We start from the raw sequence: 20,919 nt of genomic DNA, 5'->3' as shown, positions 1-20,919 counted from the left end.
TTCAATATTATAATTATATAAACTTATTATTTAAAAAATCAACTTGTTTAAGACAAGAATTATCGTTTTCTTTTATGTCGTCAATGTTAAGTGCATCGGAAAGTTTAAAGTTTCCGATTTCTTCTCTTATTAAGTTTGTTACAACAGTATCGGTCTTTAATTTAGTTCCGATATCTTCGGACAATGTTCTGATATATGTTCCGCTTGAGCATTTTACTCTTATTGAAAAGTTATCTTTTTGATAGTCTGTTAAATCTATGGAATAAAATGTTATTTCTCTCGCCTTTCTCTCTACTGTAATTCCTTTCCTTGCAAGCTCATATAATTTTTGACCGTTAATTTTTAATGCCGAATACATAGGGGGAATTTGGTTGATTTTGCCTATAAAACTTTTACATGCTTGTTCTGTTAACTCTTTCGTTACATGAGAAAAATCCGATTTAGATATTATTTTGCCGTCGAGATCTCCGCTGTCGGTTTTTATGCCGAACTTTATTGTGGCACGATAAACTTTATCTTGCTTCATGAATTTATCCTGAAACTTTGTGTATTTTCCGACAAGAATAATCATTAGACCGCTTGCTAAAGGATCCAATGTTCCGCAATGTCCTGCTTTTTTTACGTTTAATTTCTTTTTAATAATATGAACCAATTTAAAAGAAGTGATACCTGTCGGTTTATTTACTAATATAAGGCCCGAAAAATCATTGTATTGCACTTATAATTTATCCTTAAAAGCATGAATTATTTTTTTTGTTGCCGTGTTTATGTCTGTATTTATAGTGCATCCCGCGGCATTTTTATGACCGCCGCCGTTAAATAATCTGACTATGTTTAATAAATTAAATTTTTCTATCGAACGGAAACTTAATTTTGTTGTTTTTTTGTCAACTTCTTTAAGTAAACAACCTACTACTGCTTTCGGTGCGGAAATACAATAATTTATTATACCGTCGGTATCGGTATCCGATGCTTTTGCTTTATTAAACATTTCTTTCGTTAATTTTATATATACCAATTTGTCGTTATAAGCTGTTTCAATATTTGATAAAGCAAAACCATATAGTCTCATTTTTGAAATTTCCATTGTTAAAAATAATTTTTTGCAAAGTTTGTTTGAATTAACGCCGAGTTTTAATAATTCTGCAACGACTAAATGAGAGTTTGCATTTGTATTTAATTGCTGAAATCTGCCTGTATCGGTTACAATACCGACATATAAATTTTCAGCCTCTTGTTTTGTAGGTTTCTTTTTTAAATTTACAAAAATATCGTAAATCAATTCCGAAACGGAAGATGATGACGGAACTATATAATTAACATCTCCGAAATTTGTATGAGCAAGGTGATGATCTATATTTATTATCTTTTTTGCTTGATTTGGGGAAATAATATTTCCCATTCTTTCAAAATTTATACATTCCAAAATAATTGCACAATCAAAATTTTTGGATATTTTATTTATTATTTTTATAGTTTTTGAGCCGTTCATAAAAGCCATATCTTGAGGAACAGGATCCAATGAACAATGAGTAACTTTTTTGCCCATTCTTTTTAATAAAGATGAAAGCGCTAGTCCGGAACCGAGAGCATCTCCGTCGGGTTTTGTGTGCCCGGCTATAAAAAAAGTTTTAGATTGTTTTATTATTTTCGATATAGCATCAAGAATTTCTTTTTTTGAACTGTTTTGTAATGATAAATTAGTTGTTATCTTTTTCATGTTCTATCTTATCTAAAATTTCAAATATTTTTTCCGCTTTTTCTCCGGAATCATCATACTTAAAATCTATTGTAGGCGTTCTTCTTAATTCCATGTTTTGTGCAAGCTGATATCTTATTTGTTTAAGGTTTTCGTTTAGTACTTTTTCCGCATTCTTTTTATCATCTTCCGTTCCTATAACGGAATAAAAAATTCTGCATGTTTGTAAATCGTCCGTAAGTCTAACGGATGTCACTGTAACTAAACCTTTGTTCAGCTCTTTTATATCTCTCAAAATTTCAGCTATATTTTTTTGTATTAATTCCGCAACTCTCGTTGCTCTCTTATATGCTTTCATGTTGATCCTCTAATTTGTCGTTTGCAGTTGTCGTTTCTATACCTCTATACATTCATACTTCTATTCTTCTGCCGTTCTTAGTTTTCGCTTACTAACTTTCTTGCAATTTTTTCTATAGTAAAAAATTCCATAACATCGGAAACTTTTATATCGGAAAAATTTTCAAGAGAAATACCGCATTCATAACCTTTTTCAACTTCTTTCACATCGTCTTTAAATCTTTTTATAGCGGAAGAATTGCCTTCAAATATTATAACATTATCTCTTAAAAGTCTTATCTTAACATTTCTTTGTGCTTTACCTTCGGTTACCGTACAACCTGCAACGGTTCCCGCGGAAGACAATTTAAACACTTGTTTAACAACAGCTTTACCCGTGATTTTTTCTTGTGTATCGGGATCGAGTAATCCTTCCATAGCTGCTTTTATATCGGCTATAAGATCATAAATAATTCTGTAAACATTTATGCTTACACCTTCGGTTTCCGCTAATTTTTCTACGGCAGCATCAGGTCTTATATTAAACCCTACAATCAAAGCATCCGAAGCTGCAGCTAACACAACATCGGATTCCGTGATAGAACCTGCACCTTTATGTATTATTTCCAAATTTATTTCCGAATTGGACATCCTTTCAAGAGCATCACACAATGCACCCAAAGAACCCTGAACATCGGTTTTTAAAATGATTTTAAGATGTTTTGCTTTACCTGCATTCAAATCCAACAAAGACACATGTTGTTTAGGGCGTAACGCATCCGCTTTTGCTTTTTCTTTTCTGGCATTAGCTATTTCTCTTACTTGAGATTCGTGTTCCAATACAACAAACTTATCGCCTGCTTGAGGAGGTTCGTTTAAACCTAATATTTCAACCGGCATACTTGGTATTGCCTTATCGAATCTTTTTCCGTATTCGTCAATCATGGCTCTTACTTTACCGAAAGTCGTTCCTACGACTAAATTGTCTCCTACATGAAGAGTTCCGCTTTGAACAAGCACTGTAGCAACCGCACCTCTTTTAGGATCTAATTTGGCTTCTATAACAATACCTTCGGCATGTTTGTTGGGATTAGCTTTTAATTCCATCATTTCCGCTTTAAGTTGAACTAATTCCAATAACGAATCTATATTTATTTTTTGTTTTGCGGATATATCAACCATTATGGTATCGCCGCCCCATTCTTCGGGGAGTAAACCGTAATTACTTATTTCCTGTCTTATTTTTTCGGGATTTGCCGTAGGTAAATCAATTTTGTTCACGGCAACGATTATAGGTACATTTGCAGCTTTTGCATGGTTTATTGCTTCGATTGTTTGAGGCATAACTCCATCTGCCGCGGAAACAACCAATATAACAATATCTGTCGCTTGTGCACCTCTGGATCTCATAGCTGTAAAAGCTTCGTGTCCAGGTGTATCCAAAAATGTTATTTCTCCGGTAGATGTTTTTACTCTGTAAGCACCTATATGCTGAGTTATTCCACCGGCTTCTCCGGCTATAACATTACTATGTCTTATTGCATCAAGTAAAGATGTTTTACCGTGATCGACATGTCCCATAATTGTTACAATCGGTGATCTCGGTTGAAGATTTGCTTTGTCATCTTCAGCCGAATCTTCTTTAATATTTTCTTCTTCGTATAATGAAGATAATTTTGCATCAAAGCCGAATTCATTTGCGAGTAAAATTGCCGTATCCGTATCTAATCTCTGATTTATTGTGGCAAGAGTTCCCAAAGCCATCAATTTTCTCAATATGTCTCCGACTTTTAAATTCATTTTTTCGGCAAGGTCTTTTACCGTTATAAGTTCATTTATTGTTATCGAAGGTAACTTCGGTTTTTTTGCTTCTTCTTCCGCTGCCTTTCTTTTTGCTTCCTCTTCGGCAGCTTTTCTTTTTGCCTCTTCTTCTGCCAATTTCCTTCTTGCATTTTCTTCTTCGATTCTTTTTCTTGCAGCTTCTTCTTCCGCTGCTTTCTTTTTTTCTTCTTCAATTCTTTTTTGTTCTTCCAATATTTTTTGCTGCTTTTCTTTTTCGTTTTGCTCTTCCGCCTTTTTTGTATCCGAAACTTTTTTTGTAACATTTGATTTTTTTGTAACGGAAGTTTTCTTTACGGAAGAAGTTTTTTTTGTATCTGAAGTTGCGGTTTTTGTTTTGTGAGTTGTTTTCTTTTCTGTCTTTTCTTTTGTTTTAGAAGATTTTGGAGCTTTTTTTTCTGTTTTGGACACAGTTGTAGAACCTGAAGAGGAAACTTTTGTTTTCTTTGCGGCAGTTTTTGAACCGCTGTTAGTCGTTGCCGTCTTCTTTGTCTTTTTTACTTTTGTCTCTTCCGAGTTTTCTTTTTTTGTTGTTTTTTTTGTTGTTGTTGCCATTTAATCATCAACTCCTTCTTCTAAAATCTTCTATAAAACTATTTAATTGCTTCTTTTGCGGCTTCTATAATTTTTTCGGCGGTCTTTTCACCTATTCCGGGTAAAGTTGTTAAATCTTCAATTTTCAATTCGGCTATTTTATTTATATTCGTAAATCCTGCCTGAACAAGCAAATCTATTGTCTTGTCGTTAATTCCTTTTAATTGTTCCAATGCAGAGGTTTTATTGGCAATTTTTTGTTCTGTTTCTTGTTTCTTTTGCTCTTCCGATTTTACATCTATATGCCAACCGGTAAGTCTTGCAGCAAGTCTTACATTGTGTCCGGATTTACCTATTGCTAAAGATAACATATCGTTTGCAACAATAACTTCAGCTTTCTTTTCTTCTTCGGAAATTATCGCAACAGTCAAAACTTTTGCAGGGGAAAGAGCTGCCGTAATATATTTTACCGGATCATTTGAAAAAGGTATTAAATCTATTCTTTCTCCTCTTAATTCGTCGATTATAGGTTTTATTCTTGCACCTTTTACACCTACGCATGCTCCAACCGGATCAACTTTTGAATTATGAGAAATAACAGAAATTTTCGTTCTAAGACCAGGTTCTCTTACTATGTTTACTATATCTACAACTTTTTCATATATTTCCGGAACTTCAAGCTCGAATAAAACTTTAACTAAATCAGGATGAGTTCTCGATAAAACTATATTCGGACCTTTTGCATTTTTTTCGGCCTTAATTATTAATGCTCTTATATGTTGACCTACTGAAAAACTTTCTTTAGGTACTTGTTCGGATACGGGAAGAATGGCTTCTGTTCTTCCTAAGTCAACGATAATGTTTCTGTTTGATATTTTGTATATAGAACCATTTATCATTTCTCCGATTTTAGCTTTCATTTCTTCATATAAGGAATCCCTCTCGGATTCTCTTATTTTTTGTACGATAACTTGTTTTGCCGTTTGTGCCGCAATTCTTGAAAAATCGTCAGTATCTAAAGGAATTTTTATTTCTTCGTCGATTTTTGCGGATTTGGAAACTTTTTTTGCATCTTGAAGAGTTACTTCCAATAAAGGATTGGAAACTTCTTCAACGACTTTTTTTATTACACATGCCGACATTGCTCCGGTTTCAGGATCAACTTTAGCTTCTACATTTACCGCTTTACCGACATGTTTTTTATATGCGGAAACCAAAGCATTTTCTATAACATGTAAAATTTCCTCTTTCGAGATTTTCTTCTCTTTTTGTATTGTTTCAAGTGCATTTATAAGTTCACTAGACATACTTCCTCCATTAATTTTCTGAATCTACTTGTGCTCTTACTATATTTAATATTTCTATTTCTGCAATTCCGTTTGTTACATCATCAACCACTATTTTATTGTTTGCAACCGCAACCAATTGACCTTTAAAATGTTTTTGGTTGTTTATGGCTTTTGCCGTTGTAACTTTTATACAGAATCCTTTAAATCTTAAAAAATCTTTTTCTTTTTTTAAAATTCTGTCTATACCCGGAGAAGAAATTTCCAAAATATAATGATCTTTTATCGGATCATCTTTATCAATTTCATCTCCGAAAAGATGACTCATCTTTGTGCATAAATCGAGATTCACACCTTCGGGACTATCAATATAGATTCTTAAAATATTTTCGCCGTTTTCTCTTACATATTCAATGTCTACTATTTCAACATTTTCTTTTTCCGCCAAAGGCAAAATGATTTTTTCTATCTGTTCCGGTATATTCATAATTCTCCCTATAAAAACTAAAGGTGACCTACATCGGCCACCTTTGAACTTTGCTAATTATATCAAATTAAATTGAAATATTGCAAATAATATGGCACTTTTACATTTTTATTGCGGTTTTTTGATATTGATTTTATTGTTGTAATTTTTGTAAAATCAATAAAAGTTAAAAATATTATTGTTTATTTTAAGTAAACAAAAATTATTTAGGAGTGTAGCAAAATGGCCACAAAAAAAGTAAAAAAAGTTGTAAAAACAGAAAGTTCATCAACAGTAAAACCTGTTGCAAAGAAAAAAGTTGTTGCAAAGAAAAAAAGTTCGGTTTCTAAAACAGCTTCGACAAAAAAAGTAATTTCTTCCGTAAAGAAAGATAAAGAATTGGAATCTAAAAAGAATTCTTATGTTATAGTAGATTATCCTGTTGAAAACGAAACAATCGCAGGAAATAATTATGTTTTGAGAATCGGTGCTTCAACAGACGGTTATGTTGAAGTGTCTTTCAATTCCGGTGAGTGGTTGCCTTGCAGATTTGCATCCGGATATTGGTGGTTTGATTGGAATTATTTTAAATCCGGAAATGTAACAATTGCAGCAAGAATAGTTGGAAGCGATGGAAAAGTTGTAAAACTTTCCGATATCAGAAAATGCAAGGTTTCTTAATCTGATAATAAAGAATAACAAAACTGACAAATATTGTATTTTCAATAAGATAACAAATCGACTATTGTTTGGTTATCCTGTGAGTGTTTGTAATAGGAGTGCCGAATGTTGTTGATTTGTTATCTTTGAGGAATAATCTGTAATAAAATAATTTTAGGAAAAAACAAATAATGTATTTAAAGAAATTGGAACTTTGCGGATTTAAGTCTTTTGCCGATAAAACCACATTGACATTTGAAAGAGGAGTGTCTGCCATTATCGGACCGAACGGTTGCGGTAAATCAAATATATCCGACTCTATTCGTTGGTGTTTGGGTGAAAAAAGAACAAAGTCAATGAGAACCAAAGCCATGCAGGATGTTATTTTCGGCGGAACAAAAACAAGATCCGCCGCAGGTATGGCCGAGGTAACATTGGTGTTTGATAATTCGCAAAATATGATTCCTATAGATTATTCCGAAGTTGCAATAACAAGAAAATTATTTAGAAGCGGTGAAAGCGAATACTTTATAAATAAAACACAATGCAGACTTAAAGATATAATAGATTTGTTTTTAGACACCGGAATCGGAACCGGCGGTTATTCTATCATAGAACAGAACAAAGTTGAAGAACTTGTTATGGCAAATCCGGAGACAAGAAGAGAATTCTTCGAGGAAGCTGCCGGAGTTGCGAAATATAAAGTAAGAAGAGAAGATACTTTACACAGACTTAAAAATATAGAAATCGATTTGTCCAGACTGGAAGATTCTTTAAAAATATTCGAAGGACAAATAAAACAGTTAGATCAGCAGGCAAAAAAAGCAAAACAGTGTAAAAAATATAAAGAAGATCTTGCCAAATATGAAATAGCCGAAGTTGTTAATAATTTGGCAAGAGGTTATCAAGAGTTAGAAAAATTAAAAGCTCAGATAGAACCCAAAGTAAGAGAATATGAAACCACAAATGTTACATTACATCAACTTGAAGCGGAACAACAGGATTTAAGACTTGCACAAACCGAAAATAACGAAAAATATATTTCATTGAATTCGGAGTATTCGGATTTAAAAACGGAATCGGCTTTAGCCGATGCCAAAATTAAAAATTTACAACAAAAGGATGCGGATTTAATTCAAGAACAAGACAGATTAAGAGTAGAAATAGAAGATGCTCAAGAAAAAATATTGAAGTATGAAGAAGATTTAAAAAATGTAAATACAGCCGATGACGGCATAGAAGCCGAAGTGGCAGGTTTGAAACAAGAAACGGAACAGAAATTTGAAAAATATAATTTGATAAAACAACAAGTTACCGATTTAGAGACACAGGAAGATCAGTCAAGAACAAAACTTGATTATATTGATCAAAAGAAAAATACACTTATCAATTCAAAAACCTCAATAATTCAAGAACAAGCTGAAGCTGCAGCAACTGTATCTTCAATAGGCAGAAATATTGAAAGATTAAATAATGATGTTGCTCCGGCAAATCAAGAAATTGCTTCTTTTGAACAAAAATTGCAAGAAGCTCAAAATTCATTAAAAGAAATAGAAACAAAAGTTGAGGCAAGTAAACAAGTAGTTTTAAATATAGATACGGAAATAGAATCTCTAAAAGATAAAGAAATTGAATATAATAAAGAAATTGCAGGATTGGAATCCAAGATAAGCACAATTAAAGAAATGGATGCCGAAAACCCTATAAAAGCAGCAATAAATGCCGTGAAAAGTTTAGGGTATATTAAATATAGTGTGGGGGAAATCATTTCTCCGGATTTGGATAGAATAGACATCGTTGCGAATGCTTTGGGCGATAAAATAGATTATCTTATTTGTGATACTATGCAGCAGGCGGAAGATGCAATAAAATATTTGTTGGACAATAATTTGTGTAAATTATCGTTTTTGGTATCCGAAAATATTCCGAAGGATATTACTGTTCAAAAAAGTACAGACAGTGCCGTAGAAGCCGTAGAATTATTTAAAATGTTAAATTGTTTACCGGAATACGAAAATGTCGGAAAATTTATTTCCGATGGTATATTTGTAAACAATGATAAAATTTATTCGAAAGCCGTTGTTTCCGGCGGAGCCAAAAATGTGTCGGATAAACCTGTTCTTGTTGAAGAACAAATAAAAAAGATACAACAGACAATAGAAAAAACGAAACAGGAATTAGAAAATTTAAGTAAAGAAATTGATAATAAAGAAGATACTAAACTAAATATAAGTTTTGAAGACAGAGATAATAACAATTTAAAAATCAGAATCGGTGCACAGATAGAAAATTTACAAGAAACCATAAAACAAAGAAAAGCGGATATTTCCGACACTGCGACCGAAATAGAAAATTTACAAAAAGAAAAAATTGAAAAGCAACAGATTCTTAATACCGTTAATGAAAAAATAGCGGATATCGATCAACAACTTTCCGATATGGAAACGGAAAGTGTGACTTTAAACGAAACCTTAAGTAAAATTGAACAGGAAATAGATGCATTAAGAAATCAGGAAGAACAGGCAAATCAGGAATATATAGATATTTCAAATAATTACGAAAGAAGAAAAAGCGATTTGGAACACCGTGCAACCGGTCAGAAATATATTACCGACAATATAGACAATTTGAAATCTCAAATAGAACAAAAAACAAACAGAACAGCCGAAATAGAAACAGAACTTCAAAATATTCAAACAAATCAAGAAACGGAAACATCTAATATTCAAAAGTATAGCGAAACGATGACACAAAAAGAAACCGAACTTCAAATTGTTATCGGAGACAGAGACAGAATTCAAGGGGAAATAGACGCAAAAGAAACTGTTATTTCCGAAACAAGAACAAAAGTTGCTCAATTAAACGATGAAGTAAATTCTTTGCAATCCGATCAGAGAAGTTATAATACACAAAAAGATATTTTGGAAGCTCAAATAAAAGAAACTTACGGTAAAACTTATGAAGAAATAAAAGATCAATATATCGGTGTTGAAGTTGATAAAGAAGAAATTGCAAGACTTAAGAAGAAGATAGAAAGTTTCGGAGCCATTAACTGGAGTGCCGAAGAAGAATACGAAAGTTTATCTCAAAGATATGATTTTATACAAAGTCAACAGAAAGACTTGTTGAAAGCCAAACAGGATTTGGAAGAAACAATCAAAAAAATAAATGAAACAACAATCGTTAATTTTAAGAAAACTTTTGATGCCGTTAGAGAAAATTTCAGAACATTATATAAAAAAGTTTTTGGCGGAGGAGATGCCGATCTTATTTTAACGGATGAAAACAATTTATTGGAAAGCGGTGTTGATATTAAAGCTCAGCCGCCCGGGAAAAATGTTAAAAATATTATGCAATGTTCCGGCGGAGAAAAAGCTTTTACCGCAGTTGCACTTTTATTTTCTTTCTTTATGGTAAAACCTTCTCCTTTTTGTATACTCGATGAGGTTGATGCTCCTTTTGATGATGCAAATGTAGGAAGATATAATAACATTATAAGAGAATTTGCACAGAAGACTCAATTTATGGTGGTTACGCATAATAAGAGAACTATGGAGATGGCGGATACATTGTATGGTGTTACCATGGAGCAGCAAGGTGTTTCAAAAATAATATCCGTAAGAATGAATAAAGACAGCGAAAAGGAAATAGATCAAATTTTATCAACAAAGCAATAATGGTTAAAATATGTTAAAAACAATCATTTCGGCTTATCATTGCGATAATTATGATAAAGACAATGTTTATAATATTGTTGAAAACATAGTAAAATCTTTCGGTAATATATCCGATATTATAAAACCGAATACAAAAATCCTAATAAAACTTAATTTGTTGAGTGCATACACTCCGGAACAGGCAATAACGACACATCCCGAAGTTGTTAGAGCTGTTATAAATATTGTTAAAAAAGCGGGTGCTATTCCGGTAATAGGTGATAGTCCCGGAAATTTGACACAGGGAATAGAACATATTTGGGAAAAAACAGGTATGTTACAACTTGCAAAAGAAGAAAATGTTGAACTTGTAAATTTTGAAGCATGCGGATGTGTTGAAGTATCGGTTCAACATCCTAACATAAAGCAAATCTATATTACAAAAGCAATAACAGATTGTGATGCAATAATAAATATTCCTAAATTAAAAACACATACATTTATGGGGTTTACGTGCGGTGTAAAAAATTTTTATGGTATTGTTCCCGGAGTTCGAAAAGCGGAATATCATAAACTTGCACCTACTCCAAAAGATTTTTCTTATTTGTTATCCGAAATTTACAGAATGGTAAAAGAAAAGTTATTGTTTACCATAGTAGACGGTGTTTACGGGTTGGAAGGCAACGGTCCGAGTTTGAGCGGTCAAAAAAGAAAATACGGAATAATTGCGGGAAGTCAGGATACGGTTATGCTTGATACTTTCATTCTTGACAAAATGGGAATCAAATCGAAAAGCAATGTTTTATTGAAGCCTTTAAAAGAAAAAAAGTTGGGAGATACGAATTTGCAAAACATGATTTATGTCGGGGATAATGTTTCCGAATTTAATTTCAGTAAAACCAAACTTCCCGTTACAAAATTTTTAACTTTATTACCGTCGTGGTTTGCAAGGTTTGTTACAAAATATGCCGGCAGGTTATTTTGGGTAAAACCGAATATAATCGAAAGTAAATGTGTAGGATGTTTGCAATGTATGAAATCTTGCCCGGTAAAAGCAATAGTAAAAAATAAAGGTAAAACAAAACCCGTTATACAAAAAGAAAAATGCATAGGTTGTTTTTGTTGTCATGAGTTATGTCTTCATAAAGCCGTAGAAATAAAAGAAAGTTTCGTTGCGAGTTTATTTATAAATAAAAATGAAAAAAAATAAAAAAATTCAACATTACATAGAATATATCTCTTTGAAAATGCTTATTTCTTTTTTGCATTTATTTACAATAAATTTTGCAAAAAAAATAGGTTTTTTATTAGCGGATTTTGCTTTTGTTTTTGTTCCTGTAAGGAAAAAACATATTATTGATTCTTTAACGAAATCTTTCCCTGCAAAAAATGAGATGGAAATAAAAAAAATAGCAAAAGATGTTTATAAACAATTTGTTTGTACGGTAGTTGAAATTATTTTTGTCAGCAAAATGACAGACGAACAAATAAAGAATTTTGTTAAATTTGAGAATATATATCTTATAGAACAAGCATTAAAAAAGGGAAAAGGCGGAGTTATAATGTCTGCTCATTTCGGCAACTGGGAAATGTTGGCATTGTCTTTTGCTAAAAGATATCCGTTATCGGTTATTGTTGCAAAACAGGAAAATCCGTATTTTGATAATATCATAAACGGTATAAGGTCAACTCGCGGATATAAAACAATTTATAAAGAATTTGCACCGCTCGGAGTTTTAAAAGCTTTGAAAAGAAATGAATTTGTTGCTATTTTAGCGGATCAGCATGCCGGAGTTCAGGGTGTGTATACTCCGTTTTTTTATAGGGAGGTTTCCACTCCCAAGGGGCCTGCCGTTTTTGCTTTAAGAGCAAAATGTCCGTTATACACGGGTTTTTGTGCAAGACAACCGGACGGAAGATATGTCGTCGCTTTTGAAGAAATTGCTTTACCCGATACCGGTGACGATGAAAAAAATATAGAAATAATAATGACGGAATATAATAAAATTTTGCAAAGACATATTGAAGAAAATCCTTCTTTTTGGTTTTGGTTTCACAGAAGATGGAAATCTCAAAAACCAAAATAAAGGTTGTAAATTAAAAATTTTTAATTTATAATTTATTTAAGTCGTAAAAAAGTTGTTTGTTTTAATTGCTTTTGTTTGTAAAAATATGGTATAAAAATAAGATAATCAAAGGAGACAGCTTATGCAAATTAACATTACGGCAAGGCATTTGAAGTTGACGGATGCTATTGATTCTTATGTAAGACAAAAGATTTCAAAAGCAGGTAAATTTTTTGACGGCGAAAATGTTTGGGCTCATGTTATTTTATCCGTTGAAAAGAACAGACAAATAACGGAAGTGACTTTCTATATTGCAGGGAAGGCTTTCAGGGCAAAAGAAGAATCCGAAGACTTATATGCATCAATAGATTTGACAATAGATAAACTATCCAAACAACTCAGAAAAGAAAAAGAAATTTCAAAAATCCACAGAAAAGCAAATTTAAAAGTATCAAAATCAAAAAAAATAAAAACGGAAGTTTTCTCTTACGACACAATGGAAGATTCGAGAACAAAAATTTCCGAAATAAAAAGGTTTGATATTCGTCCTATATCGATAGAGGAAGCTATTAACGAAATGGATTCTTTGAACTATAGAGTATATATGTTTTTAAATTCCTCTACGGAAAAAATAAATGTTTTGTACAGAAAAGACAGCGGTTCTTTAGTAATGTTGGAACCGGAGATGTAATATAAAATAAAAAAACAGAAATGCCAAATAAATTGGGAGGCTTTAGAAAAAAATGAATATTATGGATTTCTTATGTCAGGATGCTATTACAGTAGATTTGAAAGCACAAAACAAAAAAGATGCTATTATCGAATTAATAGAACTTTTGAAAGATGCTAAGAAAATCAAAAAAACGGACGAAATCATTGATGTTGTTTTGGAAAGAGAAAAACTCGGTTCTACCGGTATCGGTCAAGGTGTTGCAATACCTCACGGAAAAACAGATGTTCTTTCCGAACAAGTAGGTGTTTTGGGTATATCAAAAAAAGGTATAGAGTTTAATTCTTTAGACGGTGAACCTGTTTATATAATATTTCTTTTAGTCGGTCCTGTTGAAGTTACGGGTCAACATTTAAAAGCTTTATCAAGAATATCAAGATTGTTTAAAGATAAATTCTTAAGACAAGCAATAAAAGATGCGGAAACAAAAGAAGATGTTATAAAAATTATTCAGCAAGAGGATGCCTATTAAAATGCCGGTGCTAACTGTAGGCACTTTAATTGAAGAGAAATCAAAAGATTTATCATTAACCGTGATTGCAGGTTCGGCAGGTTTGGGCAGGCACATTACCGTACCGGACACAAACAGACCGGGTCTTGCTTTCACGGGATATTTCGAGCATTTACCTTACGAAAGAGTTCAAATAATAGGTATTGCCGAACATACTTACCTTACAAACTTATCCTATGAAAAACAGTGTGAATTATTGACGAAGATTTTTTCTCCGTCACAGGTTCCTTGTTGTATTATCACAAGATCTTTTGAACCGTCGAAATCGATGGTTGAAATATTTAATAAACTGAATGTTCCTTTGATAAGCACACCGCTGTCTTCCGCACAATTATTGGGAGATTTATTATTTTATTTAGATGAAAAATTGGCACCTATGGAAAGGGTGCATGGTGTATTGTGCAATGTTTACGGGTTAGGTGTTTTTATCAGAGGAAAATCCGGTGTCGGAAAATCGGAATGTGCTCTTGAACTTGTTAAAAGAGGACATATGCTTGTTTCCGATGATACTGTTGAAATAACAAAAAGATCCGGCAGAATTTTGATGGGTAAAAGTACCGGTATAGTAAAGCACCATATGGAACTAAGAGGTGTAGGTATAATAGATATAAGAAATATGTTCGGTATAGCAAATATTCTGGATGAATCCAAAATAGAGCTTGTCATAAATCTTGTCGATTGGATGGAAGTAAAAAAATATGAAAGATTGGGAATAGACGAATATTATGCCAATATTTTAGGTGTTAGAGTTCCGGAACTTACAATTCCCGTAGCTCCGGGAAGGAATTTAGCTATTATAGTCGAAACTGCAAGTTTAAATCAAAGATTAAAAAATAAAGGGTGTTTCACTGCTTTAGAAATGAGTAAAAAATTGATGGAACACATGAATAGTACGAAAAATGAAAAATAATTTTTTAATTGTTTCAGGTATATCGGGAGCAGGAAAAAGCCAAGTCTTAAATATATTGGAAGACTTTGGTTTTATTTGCGTCGATAATATGCCGTTAGAGTTTGTTTTCGAATTTATACAATTGTGCAAAAAAAATAAAAAAGAGTATAAAAATATAGCATTAAGTATTGATGTGAGAGCCGGTAAAAATATTAATAAAATTTCCGAAATACTTGCCGTATTAAAAAAAGAAAAAATAAAAAGTAAGGTTTTTTTCTTAAATGCCGATAATGCAACATTATTAAAAAGATATTCGGAAACAAGAAGAAAACATCCGTTGGGAATGATAGTTAAAGAAGGCATTGTTGCCGAAAGAAAAATGATGGAAGTTGTTAGAAAGGTTGCCGATATAGAGATAGATACTACAAATTTGACGATAGGTGAACTTAAAAACACTCTCGCACAATTAATAGGTCTTTCCGCAAATAACAGGCAATTACTTTTGTCGATAATGTCTTTTGGTTTTAAATATGGAATAGCAGCAGAGGCTGACATTGTTTTTGATGCAAGGTTTATTCCCAATCCGAATTATGTTACCGGACTTAAAACGAAAACCGGTAAAGATTTGGAAGTCGTAAAATATATTGAAAAACAGAAAGAGTATAAGGGTTTTTTTAATAAAATATCAACATTGTTGCTGTCTTTAATGCCCGGTTATATAAAAGAGGGAAAAAGTCAATTGACTATCGCGATAGGTTGTACTGGAGGCAGACACAGATCCGTGGCAACCGCTGAAAAATTAGCTAAATTTTTTATTAAAAATAAGTATAAAGTAAAATTGTATCATAGGGATATTCTTCGTGCAGGATAAAAAAAACTCAAAATATAAAATAGTTGCAATCGGCGGAGGAACAGGTCTTTCAACATTATTAAGAGGATTAAAAGCTTATGATGTTGATATTACGGCTGTTGTTACGGTTTCCGATGACGGCGGAAGTTCCGGAAAGTTGAGAAAAGAATTAGGTGTTTTACCTCCCGGCGATATAAGAAATTGTCTCGTAGCTTTAGCCGAAGAAGAAAATTTAATAACAAAGTTATTTCAATACAGATTTCCGAGAAAAGGGGGATTGTCCAATCATTCTTTCGGGAATTTGTTTTTAACGGCATTAACGTCAATTTCAGGCGGATTTGATAAGGCAATATTAAATGCAAGTGATGTCTTGGCAATAAAAGGCAGAGTTCTTCCGGTATCTTTGGATAATGTTAAAATGAAAGCAACTCTTGTTGACGGTGAAAAAATTATCGGTGAATCAAAAATATCAAAAAGTAAAAGTGCCATAAAAACAGTTGAGATAGAACCTAAAAATGCAAAAGTTTCTCAGAGTGTTATAGATGCCATATTAAGTGCGGATTGTGTTATTTTAGGTCCGGGTTCGTTGTATACATCGGTTATTGTTAATTTATTGTTTGACGGCGTTATTCCCGCTTTAAAGAAATCAAAGGCTATAAAACTTTATGTTGCAAATATTATGACTCAGGTCGGAGAAACTTCAAATTTTACACTCGGAAATCACATAGATGCAATAATACAACATTCTTATCCTGAGATATTAAATGCGGTTTTTGTTAATAACGGAAAAATTCCCGAACATATTGTAAATCGTTATGCTAAACTTAATTCAACTCCCGTAAAAACAGATAAGTTAAAATATAAAAATATAAAAATAATAAAAAAAGATTTTGTATCAAAAAGTCAGTATGCTCACCATGATTTTATAAAATTATCAAGGGCAATATTTAATTTTTTGAGAGGTGAAATAAAATGATAAATATTTTGATACTTTCTCACTGCGAATTAACCAAAGAGTTAATAAAAACTGCCGAGGTTATCGCGGGAAAACAAGAAAATTTATTTTATATCGATCAAGATATAAAAAATGAAAATCTTGCAAGTTTACAGGAAAAGATAAGTGAAATTCTCAAAAAAGTAAATAACGAAAAAGGTACTCTGATTTTAACGGATATGCTTGGAGGAACCCCTTGTAATGCATCCGTTTTACTTACTAAAAATTTTAATATAGAAGTGTTAACGGGTGTAAATTTACCGATGATATTGTCAGCCGTTTTTGCAAGCAGAACGGTTAACACTGCAAAAGATTTGGCGGATAAGGTATTAGCCGACGGTAAAAAAAGTATTGTAAATGCAAAACAATTATTGTTAGAAAGAATGAAGTAAAAAGGAGTTAAATTGTGTCCATTAAAATTGTAAGAATAGATGACAGACTTATTCACGGACAGATTGTTCAGGGGTGGCTGAAAACCGTGGAAGTAGATAAGATTCTTATTGTTTCCGACGAAGTAGCTAACGATGAAATGCAACAAATTTTGTTGTCTATGGCAGTGCCGAGTTCGGTAAAACTTGTAATTAAAAATATAAAAGATGCAAGTTATGAACTTTCAAATGATGTGTATGAAAAAGATAAACTTATGATTTTGTTTTCGAACCCTCAAGAAGCGGTAAAAATAGTAGATAACGGGATAAAATTTCAATCGATAAATATAGGAGGTATGCATTATTCTCACGGAAAAAAGCAGTTGCTGCCAAATCTTTCCGTTGATAAAAATGATGTTATATCTTTTTTAAAACTTATAGACAGCGGAATAGAACTTGAAACAAGAGCATTGCCTCAAGATGACAGATATAATGCCGTTAACGATATTCAAAAAGAGGCCGAAATTTTAGGAATAAACAGATAAGGAATATTATAAAATGAAAAAAATTAAATTCGTGTTAGGAATACACAATCATCAACCGGTTGGAAATTTTAAGTGGGTGTTTGAAAAGGCTTATGAGGTTGCATACAAACCTTTTTTTGAGGTAATGTTAAAACATAAAAATATAAAATGGAATTTACATTCCAGCGGTATGTTATGGGAATTTATGCTCGAAGAACATCCCGAGTATATAAAAAACATTAAAAATTTAATTTCAAAAGGAACATTGGAAATAATTTCCGGAGGATATTACGAACCTATTCTATCCGTAATTCCGGATTCCGACAGAAAAGGTCAAATAAAACAATTATCCGATTTTATAAAAAACAAATTAGGATATAATTGTAAAGGTGCATGGGTTGCCGAAAGAGTTTGGGAACCTTCATTGGTAAAAACGCTTGCCGATACGGGGATAAAATATACAATTCTCGACGATGTTCACTTTATGGCGGCAGGTCTTAAAGAAAACGATTTAAAAGGTTTTTATACAACCGAAGATCAAGGTAAAGTATTAGCAGTTTTTCCTATAAGCCAAAAATTAAGATATTTGATTCCGTTTCAGGATGTATCCGTTTGTATTAATTATTTCAGACAACTTGCAAACGAAGATAAAGATATTGCAGTTGTTATGGCTGACGACGGAGAAAAATTCGGTATGTGGCCAGGAACAAATAAACACGTTTATGAAAACGGCTGGTTGGATAAATTTTTAACGGCAATAGAAGAAAATTCCGATATCGTTGAAACTGCAACTTTTTCCGAAGTTTTAGAAACAATGAAGCCTTCCGGAAGAATTTATTTGCCGACAAATTCTTATTTTGAAATGTCGGAATGGACTTTGCCTTCTGCGGTTCAAAACAAATTTGATAATTTTGTTAAACAAAATGAACATGATAACGAAGTAAAACCTTTTATAAGAGGCGGATTTTGGAGAAATTTTTTAAATAAATATGATGAAGCAAATAATATGCATAAGAAAATGCTTAGAGTAAGCAACAAAATACAAAATAAATCGGTTCCGTTGAATTCCGAATTACAGAAAGCATTATATGCCGGACAATGTAACTGTGCATATTGGCACGGCGTTTTCGGAGGATTATATTTGCCTCATCTAAGAAATGCCATATATGACTCTTTATTGAAAGCCGAAGATTTATACAATAAAAAGTTTGGAATTAAGAGTTCATGGTCTAAAGATGATTTCGATTGTGACGGAAGTGATGAATTTTTATATGAAAGTTCACAACAGGATATTTATGTCGATGCACAAAACGGCGGCAGTATTTTTGAATTTGATTTGTTGGATAAAAAATATAATTTTTCTAATGTATTAACAAGAAAATATGAAGGTTATCACAAGAAACTGAAAGAAGCAATAGAAAATAATAATGTAACGGATTCTCAAGAACTTACCTCAATTCACAATGATGCCGTTAAGGTAAAAGAAATAGGATTGGAAAAACATTTGGTATATGATTGGTACAGAAAAGCATCTTTACTCGACCATTTCTTTAATAACGATACAAAATACGAACAATTATACGGAGTGAGGTTTAGAGAAGAAGGAGATTTCGTTTTAGGTGAATATAAAGCAAAAATTGTTTCGGGAAGTTTAGAACTTATAAGACAAGGTCATGTTTGGTATGACGGTTCTCATTTATCGGTAGAAGTAAAAAAGGTGATAAAACCTTTAAAGAAAAACGGATATGAAACCGAATATAAAATTAAAAATATTTCCGATAGAGAAATAAAATTTACATTCGGAGTAGAGCAGGTTTTTGCTTTTTCCGAAATGATATCGGATGATATGGGAGAAATTAAGAATAAAAAAGTTTGGGAAAGGAAAGATAAAAACTTAGGTATGAACATAAAATTAACAAGTTCAAAACCATGTGACTATTGGGTTGTACCGATAAACACAGTTTCTACCTCGGAAAACGGTTATGAAAAAACTTATCAGGGGACGACAGTAGTTAATGTGTATAAATTTACTTTAAACAGAAATAATTCTTTTTCTTTCAAAATAAAAACGGAAGTTTTAAATAAAAAATAATTTATGGAACACATCGTACTTTTTTCAATCATAGGTGCAATTTTAAGTGCCGATATAACTATGTTCGGTCAATTTATGATTTCAAGACCGATTTTTTGCGGGCCGTTATTCGGTTATATTTTAGGAGATATTCATACAGGATTATGGATCGGTATGATTGTTGAAATGATGTGGATAAATGCCATTCCCATGGGGGTATCTGTTCCCGTAGATTTGACGATGATGACAAGTTTATCCGTTATTTGGGCATGTTCTTTTTTTCAAGGAAGTCAGGAAGCGGCTATTTTTGCGTTGGCAATAGCTATACCTTTTGCATATTTATATAAAGAAGTTGATTTGGCGGGAAGACTTTTTAATACAAAAATAATGCATTGGGTGGAAAGAGGGCTTGAAAAAGGATACGAAGGAAGAATATCAAAAGGAATATATTTGGGACTATTCTTTTTCTTCATAAGAACATCTTTAATGTACGGATTGCTGATGTTTTTAGGAGGATTGTTATATAAAGAAATGTATTCTTATCTTCCTGGTCAGGTAATAATAGCATTTAAGAAAGCATGGTATTATTTACCTGTTTTCGGATTTGGTGCCGTATTGTACAACTTTAAAAGTATAAAAATACCGTTTATAAAAAGGCAAAATGATTAAAAATTTTATTTTTTTAAGAACATTCTTTTTACAAGCTTTGTGGAATTTCGAGAGACTACAAAATATAGGCTTTTTGTATATCTTATATCCTGTATTTAAAAATTTGTATAAAGATAAAGAAAAAAGAAAACAAGCATTGTTAAGGCATATGGGATTTTTTAATACAAATCCGTATATGGTCAATATAATAGTTGCTATGGTTATTAATACGGAAAAAGATATTGCTTCCGGACAAGAACAAAATATAAAAAAACCGGAAATGATTAAATCCGTTATGGCCGGACCTACAGCTGCAATAGGCGATTATTTCTTTTGGGGAACCTGGAGACCTTTTGTTTCTTTTATATCAATACTGATGATAATTCTTTCCATGAATATGTTCAGTATTAATTTTTTGTGGATAGCGCCGGTGATATTTATTGTGGTATATAATATAGTTCATCTGGCTTTTAGATATTGGTCTTTGTTTGTCAGTTTTAGATTAAATGAAAAAATGATAAAGTTGATTTCAAAATTGGAAATAAAATTTATAGTAGATATTTTCAGAATAATAGGACTTGTAATAATTACGCTTGCAATATTTTTTTATTTTAAAACTTTCGGCTTGATTCCCGTTATTGATGCTGATTTACATAAATTGGTTTATCCCGATGTATTGATATACGGAGCAATATTTTTAATAAGTTTTTTGTTAGGCAAAATAAGGCCTGTCATAATGTTTTACTTTGCACTGATTTTTAGTTTTATATTAGGATATTTGGGGATATAAAA

20 protein-coding genes are annotated in these 20,919 nt (G+C 32.1%); 14 read left to right on the top strand and 6 right to left on the bottom strand.

The features are described from left to right. Positions 1 to 13: 13 nt before the first annotated feature. The 6 genes from truB to rimP form a co-directional block, all read right to left on the bottom strand. Positions 14 to 718, bottom strand: coding sequence for a tRNA pseudouridine(55) synthase TruB (gene truB, locus B2Y85_RS03485; protein ID WP_372519088.1), 705 nt, complete (start codon positions 716 to 718; stop codon positions 14 to 16). Beyond that, positions 719 to 1,720 carry a DHH family phosphoesterase gene (locus tag B2Y85_RS03480; RefSeq protein WP_372519087.1) on the bottom strand — a complete coding sequence of 334 codons (1,002 nt, stop codon included), beginning with the start codon at positions 1,718 to 1,720 and terminating at the stop codon, positions 719 to 721. Then, a complete protein-coding gene (gene rbfA, locus B2Y85_RS03475) occupies positions 1,701 to 2,057 on the bottom strand; it encodes a 30S ribosome-binding factor RbfA (protein ID WP_372519086.1) in 357 nt (118 codons plus the stop codon). Before rbfA ends, B2Y85_RS03480 begins: the two co-directional genes overlap by 20 nt. Before the next feature lie 77 nt (positions 2,058 to 2,134). Beyond that, entirely contained in the window at positions 2,135 to 4,429 is a 2,295-nt protein-coding gene (infB, locus tag B2Y85_RS03470; RefSeq protein WP_372519085.1) for a translation initiation factor IF-2, read from the bottom strand. Positions 4,430 to 4,467: 38 nt separating this feature from the next. After that, entirely contained in the window at positions 4,468 to 5,715 is a 1,248-nt protein-coding gene (gene nusA, locus B2Y85_RS03465) for a transcription termination factor NusA (protein ID WP_372519084.1), read from the bottom strand. Between the two features lie 10 nt (positions 5,716 to 5,725). Continuing rightward, positions 5,726 to 6,181, bottom strand: coding sequence for a ribosome maturation factor RimP (gene rimP, locus B2Y85_RS03460; protein WP_372519083.1), 456 nt, complete (start codon positions 6,179 to 6,181; stop codon positions 5,726 to 5,728). Positions 6,182 to 6,403: 222 nt separating this feature from the next. On the opposite strand from rimP, the gene B2Y85_RS03455 reads away from it, so the two are divergent. The 14 genes from B2Y85_RS03455 to B2Y85_RS03390 all read left to right on the top strand — a co-directional run bounded on the left by B2Y85_RS03455 (position 6,404) and on the right by B2Y85_RS03390 (position 20,917). Next, positions 6,404 to 6,841 carry a hypothetical protein gene (locus B2Y85_RS03455; RefSeq protein WP_372519082.1) on the top strand — a complete coding sequence of 146 codons (438 nt, stop codon included), beginning with the start codon at positions 6,404 to 6,406 and terminating at the stop codon, positions 6,839 to 6,841. Positions 6,842 to 7,011: 170 nt separating this feature from the next. Further along, positions 7,012 to 10,497 carry a chromosome segregation protein SMC gene (gene smc / locus B2Y85_RS03450; protein ID WP_372519081.1) on the top strand — a complete coding sequence of 1,162 codons (3,486 nt, stop codon included), beginning with the start codon at positions 7,012 to 7,014 and terminating at the stop codon, positions 10,495 to 10,497. Between the two features lie 10 nt (positions 10,498 to 10,507). After that, on the top strand, positions 10,508 to 11,686 hold the full coding sequence (locus B2Y85_RS03445) for a DUF362 domain-containing protein (protein ID WP_372519080.1): 1,179 nt from the start codon (positions 10,508 to 10,510) through the stop codon (positions 11,684 to 11,686). Next, complete coding sequence (locus tag B2Y85_RS03440) at positions 11,673 to 12,563, top strand: lysophospholipid acyltransferase family protein (protein WP_372519079.1); 891 nt, start codon at positions 11,673 to 11,675, stop codon at positions 12,561 to 12,563. The genes B2Y85_RS03445 and B2Y85_RS03440 overlap by 14 nt, the downstream gene beginning before the upstream one ends. A 121-nt stretch (positions 12,564 to 12,684) precedes the next feature. Continuing rightward, positions 12,685 to 13,233: a ribosome hibernation-promoting factor, HPF/YfiA family gene (hpf, locus tag B2Y85_RS03435; protein ID WP_372519078.1), complete on the top strand. Its 549-nt coding sequence runs from the start codon at positions 12,685 to 12,687 to the stop codon at positions 13,231 to 13,233. A 52-nt stretch (positions 13,234 to 13,285) separates the two neighbouring features. Continuing rightward, on the top strand, positions 13,286 to 13,744 hold the full coding sequence (locus B2Y85_RS03430) for a PTS sugar transporter subunit IIA (RefSeq protein WP_372519077.1): 459 nt from the start codon (positions 13,286 to 13,288) through the stop codon (positions 13,742 to 13,744). A 1-nt stretch (position 13,745) separates the two neighbouring features. Further along, positions 13,746 to 14,693, top strand: coding sequence for an HPr(Ser) kinase/phosphatase (gene hprK, locus B2Y85_RS03425; RefSeq protein WP_372519076.1), 948 nt, complete (start codon positions 13,746 to 13,748; stop codon positions 14,691 to 14,693). Continuing rightward, the gene (gene rapZ, locus B2Y85_RS03420; protein WP_372519075.1) at positions 14,683 to 15,543 is read left to right on the top strand and encodes an RNase adapter RapZ; all 861 of its coding nucleotides are present in this window, start codon (positions 14,683 to 14,685) and stop codon (positions 15,541 to 15,543) included. Before hprK ends, rapZ begins: the two co-directional genes overlap by 11 nt. Further along, the gene (locus B2Y85_RS03415; RefSeq protein WP_372519074.1) at positions 15,533 to 16,498 is read left to right on the top strand and encodes a gluconeogenesis factor YvcK family protein; all 966 of its coding nucleotides are present in this window, start codon (positions 15,533 to 15,535) and stop codon (positions 16,496 to 16,498) included. Before rapZ ends, B2Y85_RS03415 begins: the two co-directional genes overlap by 11 nt. Next, positions 16,495 to 16,908, top strand: coding sequence for a PTS sugar transporter subunit IIA (locus B2Y85_RS03410; protein WP_372519073.1), 414 nt, complete (start codon positions 16,495 to 16,497; stop codon positions 16,906 to 16,908). Before B2Y85_RS03415 ends, B2Y85_RS03410 begins: the two co-directional genes overlap by 4 nt. Positions 16,909 to 16,922: 14 nt before the next feature. Then, a complete protein-coding gene (locus B2Y85_RS03405) occupies positions 16,923 to 17,429 on the top strand; it encodes a PTS system mannose/fructose/N-acetylgalactosamine-transporter subunit IIB (protein ID WP_372519072.1) in 507 nt (168 codons plus the stop codon). 13 nt (positions 17,430 to 17,442) lie between these two features. Next, the gene (locus B2Y85_RS03400; RefSeq protein WP_372519071.1) at positions 17,443 to 19,500 is read left to right on the top strand and encodes an alpha-amylase/4-alpha-glucanotransferase domain-containing protein; all 2,058 of its coding nucleotides are present in this window, start codon (positions 17,443 to 17,445) and stop codon (positions 19,498 to 19,500) included. Between the two features lie 3 nt (positions 19,501 to 19,503). Next, on the top strand, positions 19,504 to 20,148 hold the full coding sequence (locus B2Y85_RS03395; RefSeq protein ID WP_372519070.1) for a PTS sugar transporter subunit IIC: 645 nt from the start codon (positions 19,504 to 19,506) through the stop codon (positions 20,146 to 20,148). Beyond that, on the top strand, positions 20,141 to 20,917 hold the full coding sequence (locus B2Y85_RS03390) for a PTS system mannose/fructose/sorbose family transporter subunit IID (protein ID WP_372519069.1): 777 nt from the start codon (positions 20,141 to 20,143) through the stop codon (positions 20,915 to 20,917). The genes B2Y85_RS03395 and B2Y85_RS03390 overlap by 8 nt, the downstream gene beginning before the upstream one ends. Positions 20,918 to 20,919 lie beyond the last annotated feature (2 nt).

Origin of the sequence: Candidatus Ruminimicrobiellum ovillum, from assembly GCF_002392975.1 — a bacterium.
In the GTDB taxonomy this organism is placed as follows: domain Bacteria; phylum Elusimicrobiota; class Endomicrobiia; order Endomicrobiales; family Endomicrobiaceae; genus Ruminimicrobiellum; species Ruminimicrobiellum ovillum.
The sequence above is the reverse complement of the archived record's forward strand: the minus strand, read 5'-3'. Positions and strand labels throughout refer to the sequence as shown.

Excerpts from the sequence above, each read along its gene's own strand:
- nusA (WP_372519084.1), bottom strand. The coding sequence starts at position 5,715 with ATGTCTAGTGAACTTATAAATGCACTTGAAACAATACAAAAAGAGAAG.
- B2Y85_RS03440 (WP_372519079.1), top strand. The coding sequence starts at position 11,673 with ATGAAAAAAAATAAAAAAATTCAACATTACATAGAATATATCTCTTTG.
- hprK (WP_372519076.1), top strand. The coding sequence starts at position 13,746 with ATGCCGGTGCTAACTGTAGGCACTTTAATTGAAGAGAAATCAAAAGAT.
- rimP (WP_372519083.1), bottom strand. The coding sequence starts at position 6,181 with ATGAATATACCGGAACAGATAGAAAAAATCATTTTGCCTTTGGCGGAA.
- rapZ (WP_372519075.1), top strand. The coding sequence starts at position 14,683 with ATGAAAAATAATTTTTTAATTGTTTCAGGTATATCGGGAGCAGGAAAA.
- B2Y85_RS03480 (WP_372519087.1), bottom strand. The coding sequence starts at position 1,720 with ATGAAAAAGATAACAACTAATTTATCATTACAAAACAGTTCAAAAAAA.
- smc (WP_372519081.1), top strand. The coding sequence starts at position 7,012 with ATGTATTTAAAGAAATTGGAACTTTGCGGATTTAAGTCTTTTGCCGAT.
- B2Y85_RS03410 (WP_372519073.1), top strand. The coding sequence starts at position 16,495 with ATGATAAATATTTTGATACTTTCTCACTGCGAATTAACCAAAGAGTTA.
- B2Y85_RS03445 (WP_372519080.1), top strand. The coding sequence starts at position 10,508 with ATGTTAAAAACAATCATTTCGGCTTATCATTGCGATAATTATGATAAA.
- B2Y85_RS03395 (WP_372519070.1), top strand. The coding sequence starts at position 19,504 with ATGGAACACATCGTACTTTTTTCAATCATAGGTGCAATTTTAAGTGCC.
- infB (WP_372519085.1), bottom strand. The coding sequence starts at position 4,429 with ATGGCAACAACAACAAAAAAAACAACAAAAAAAGAAAACTCGGAAGAG.
- hpf (WP_372519078.1), top strand. The coding sequence starts at position 12,685 with ATGCAAATTAACATTACGGCAAGGCATTTGAAGTTGACGGATGCTATT.
- rbfA (WP_372519086.1), bottom strand. The coding sequence starts at position 2,057 with ATGAAAGCATATAAGAGAGCAACGAGAGTTGCGGAATTAATACAAAAA.
- B2Y85_RS03455 (WP_372519082.1), top strand. The coding sequence starts at position 6,404 with ATGGCCACAAAAAAAGTAAAAAAAGTTGTAAAAACAGAAAGTTCATCA.
- B2Y85_RS03430 (WP_372519077.1), top strand. The coding sequence starts at position 13,286 with ATGAATATTATGGATTTCTTATGTCAGGATGCTATTACAGTAGATTTG.
- B2Y85_RS03400 (WP_372519071.1), top strand. The coding sequence starts at position 17,443 with ATGAAAAAAATTAAATTCGTGTTAGGAATACACAATCATCAACCGGTT.
- B2Y85_RS03390 (WP_372519069.1), top strand. The coding sequence starts at position 20,141 with ATGATTAAAAATTTTATTTTTTTAAGAACATTCTTTTTACAAGCTTTG.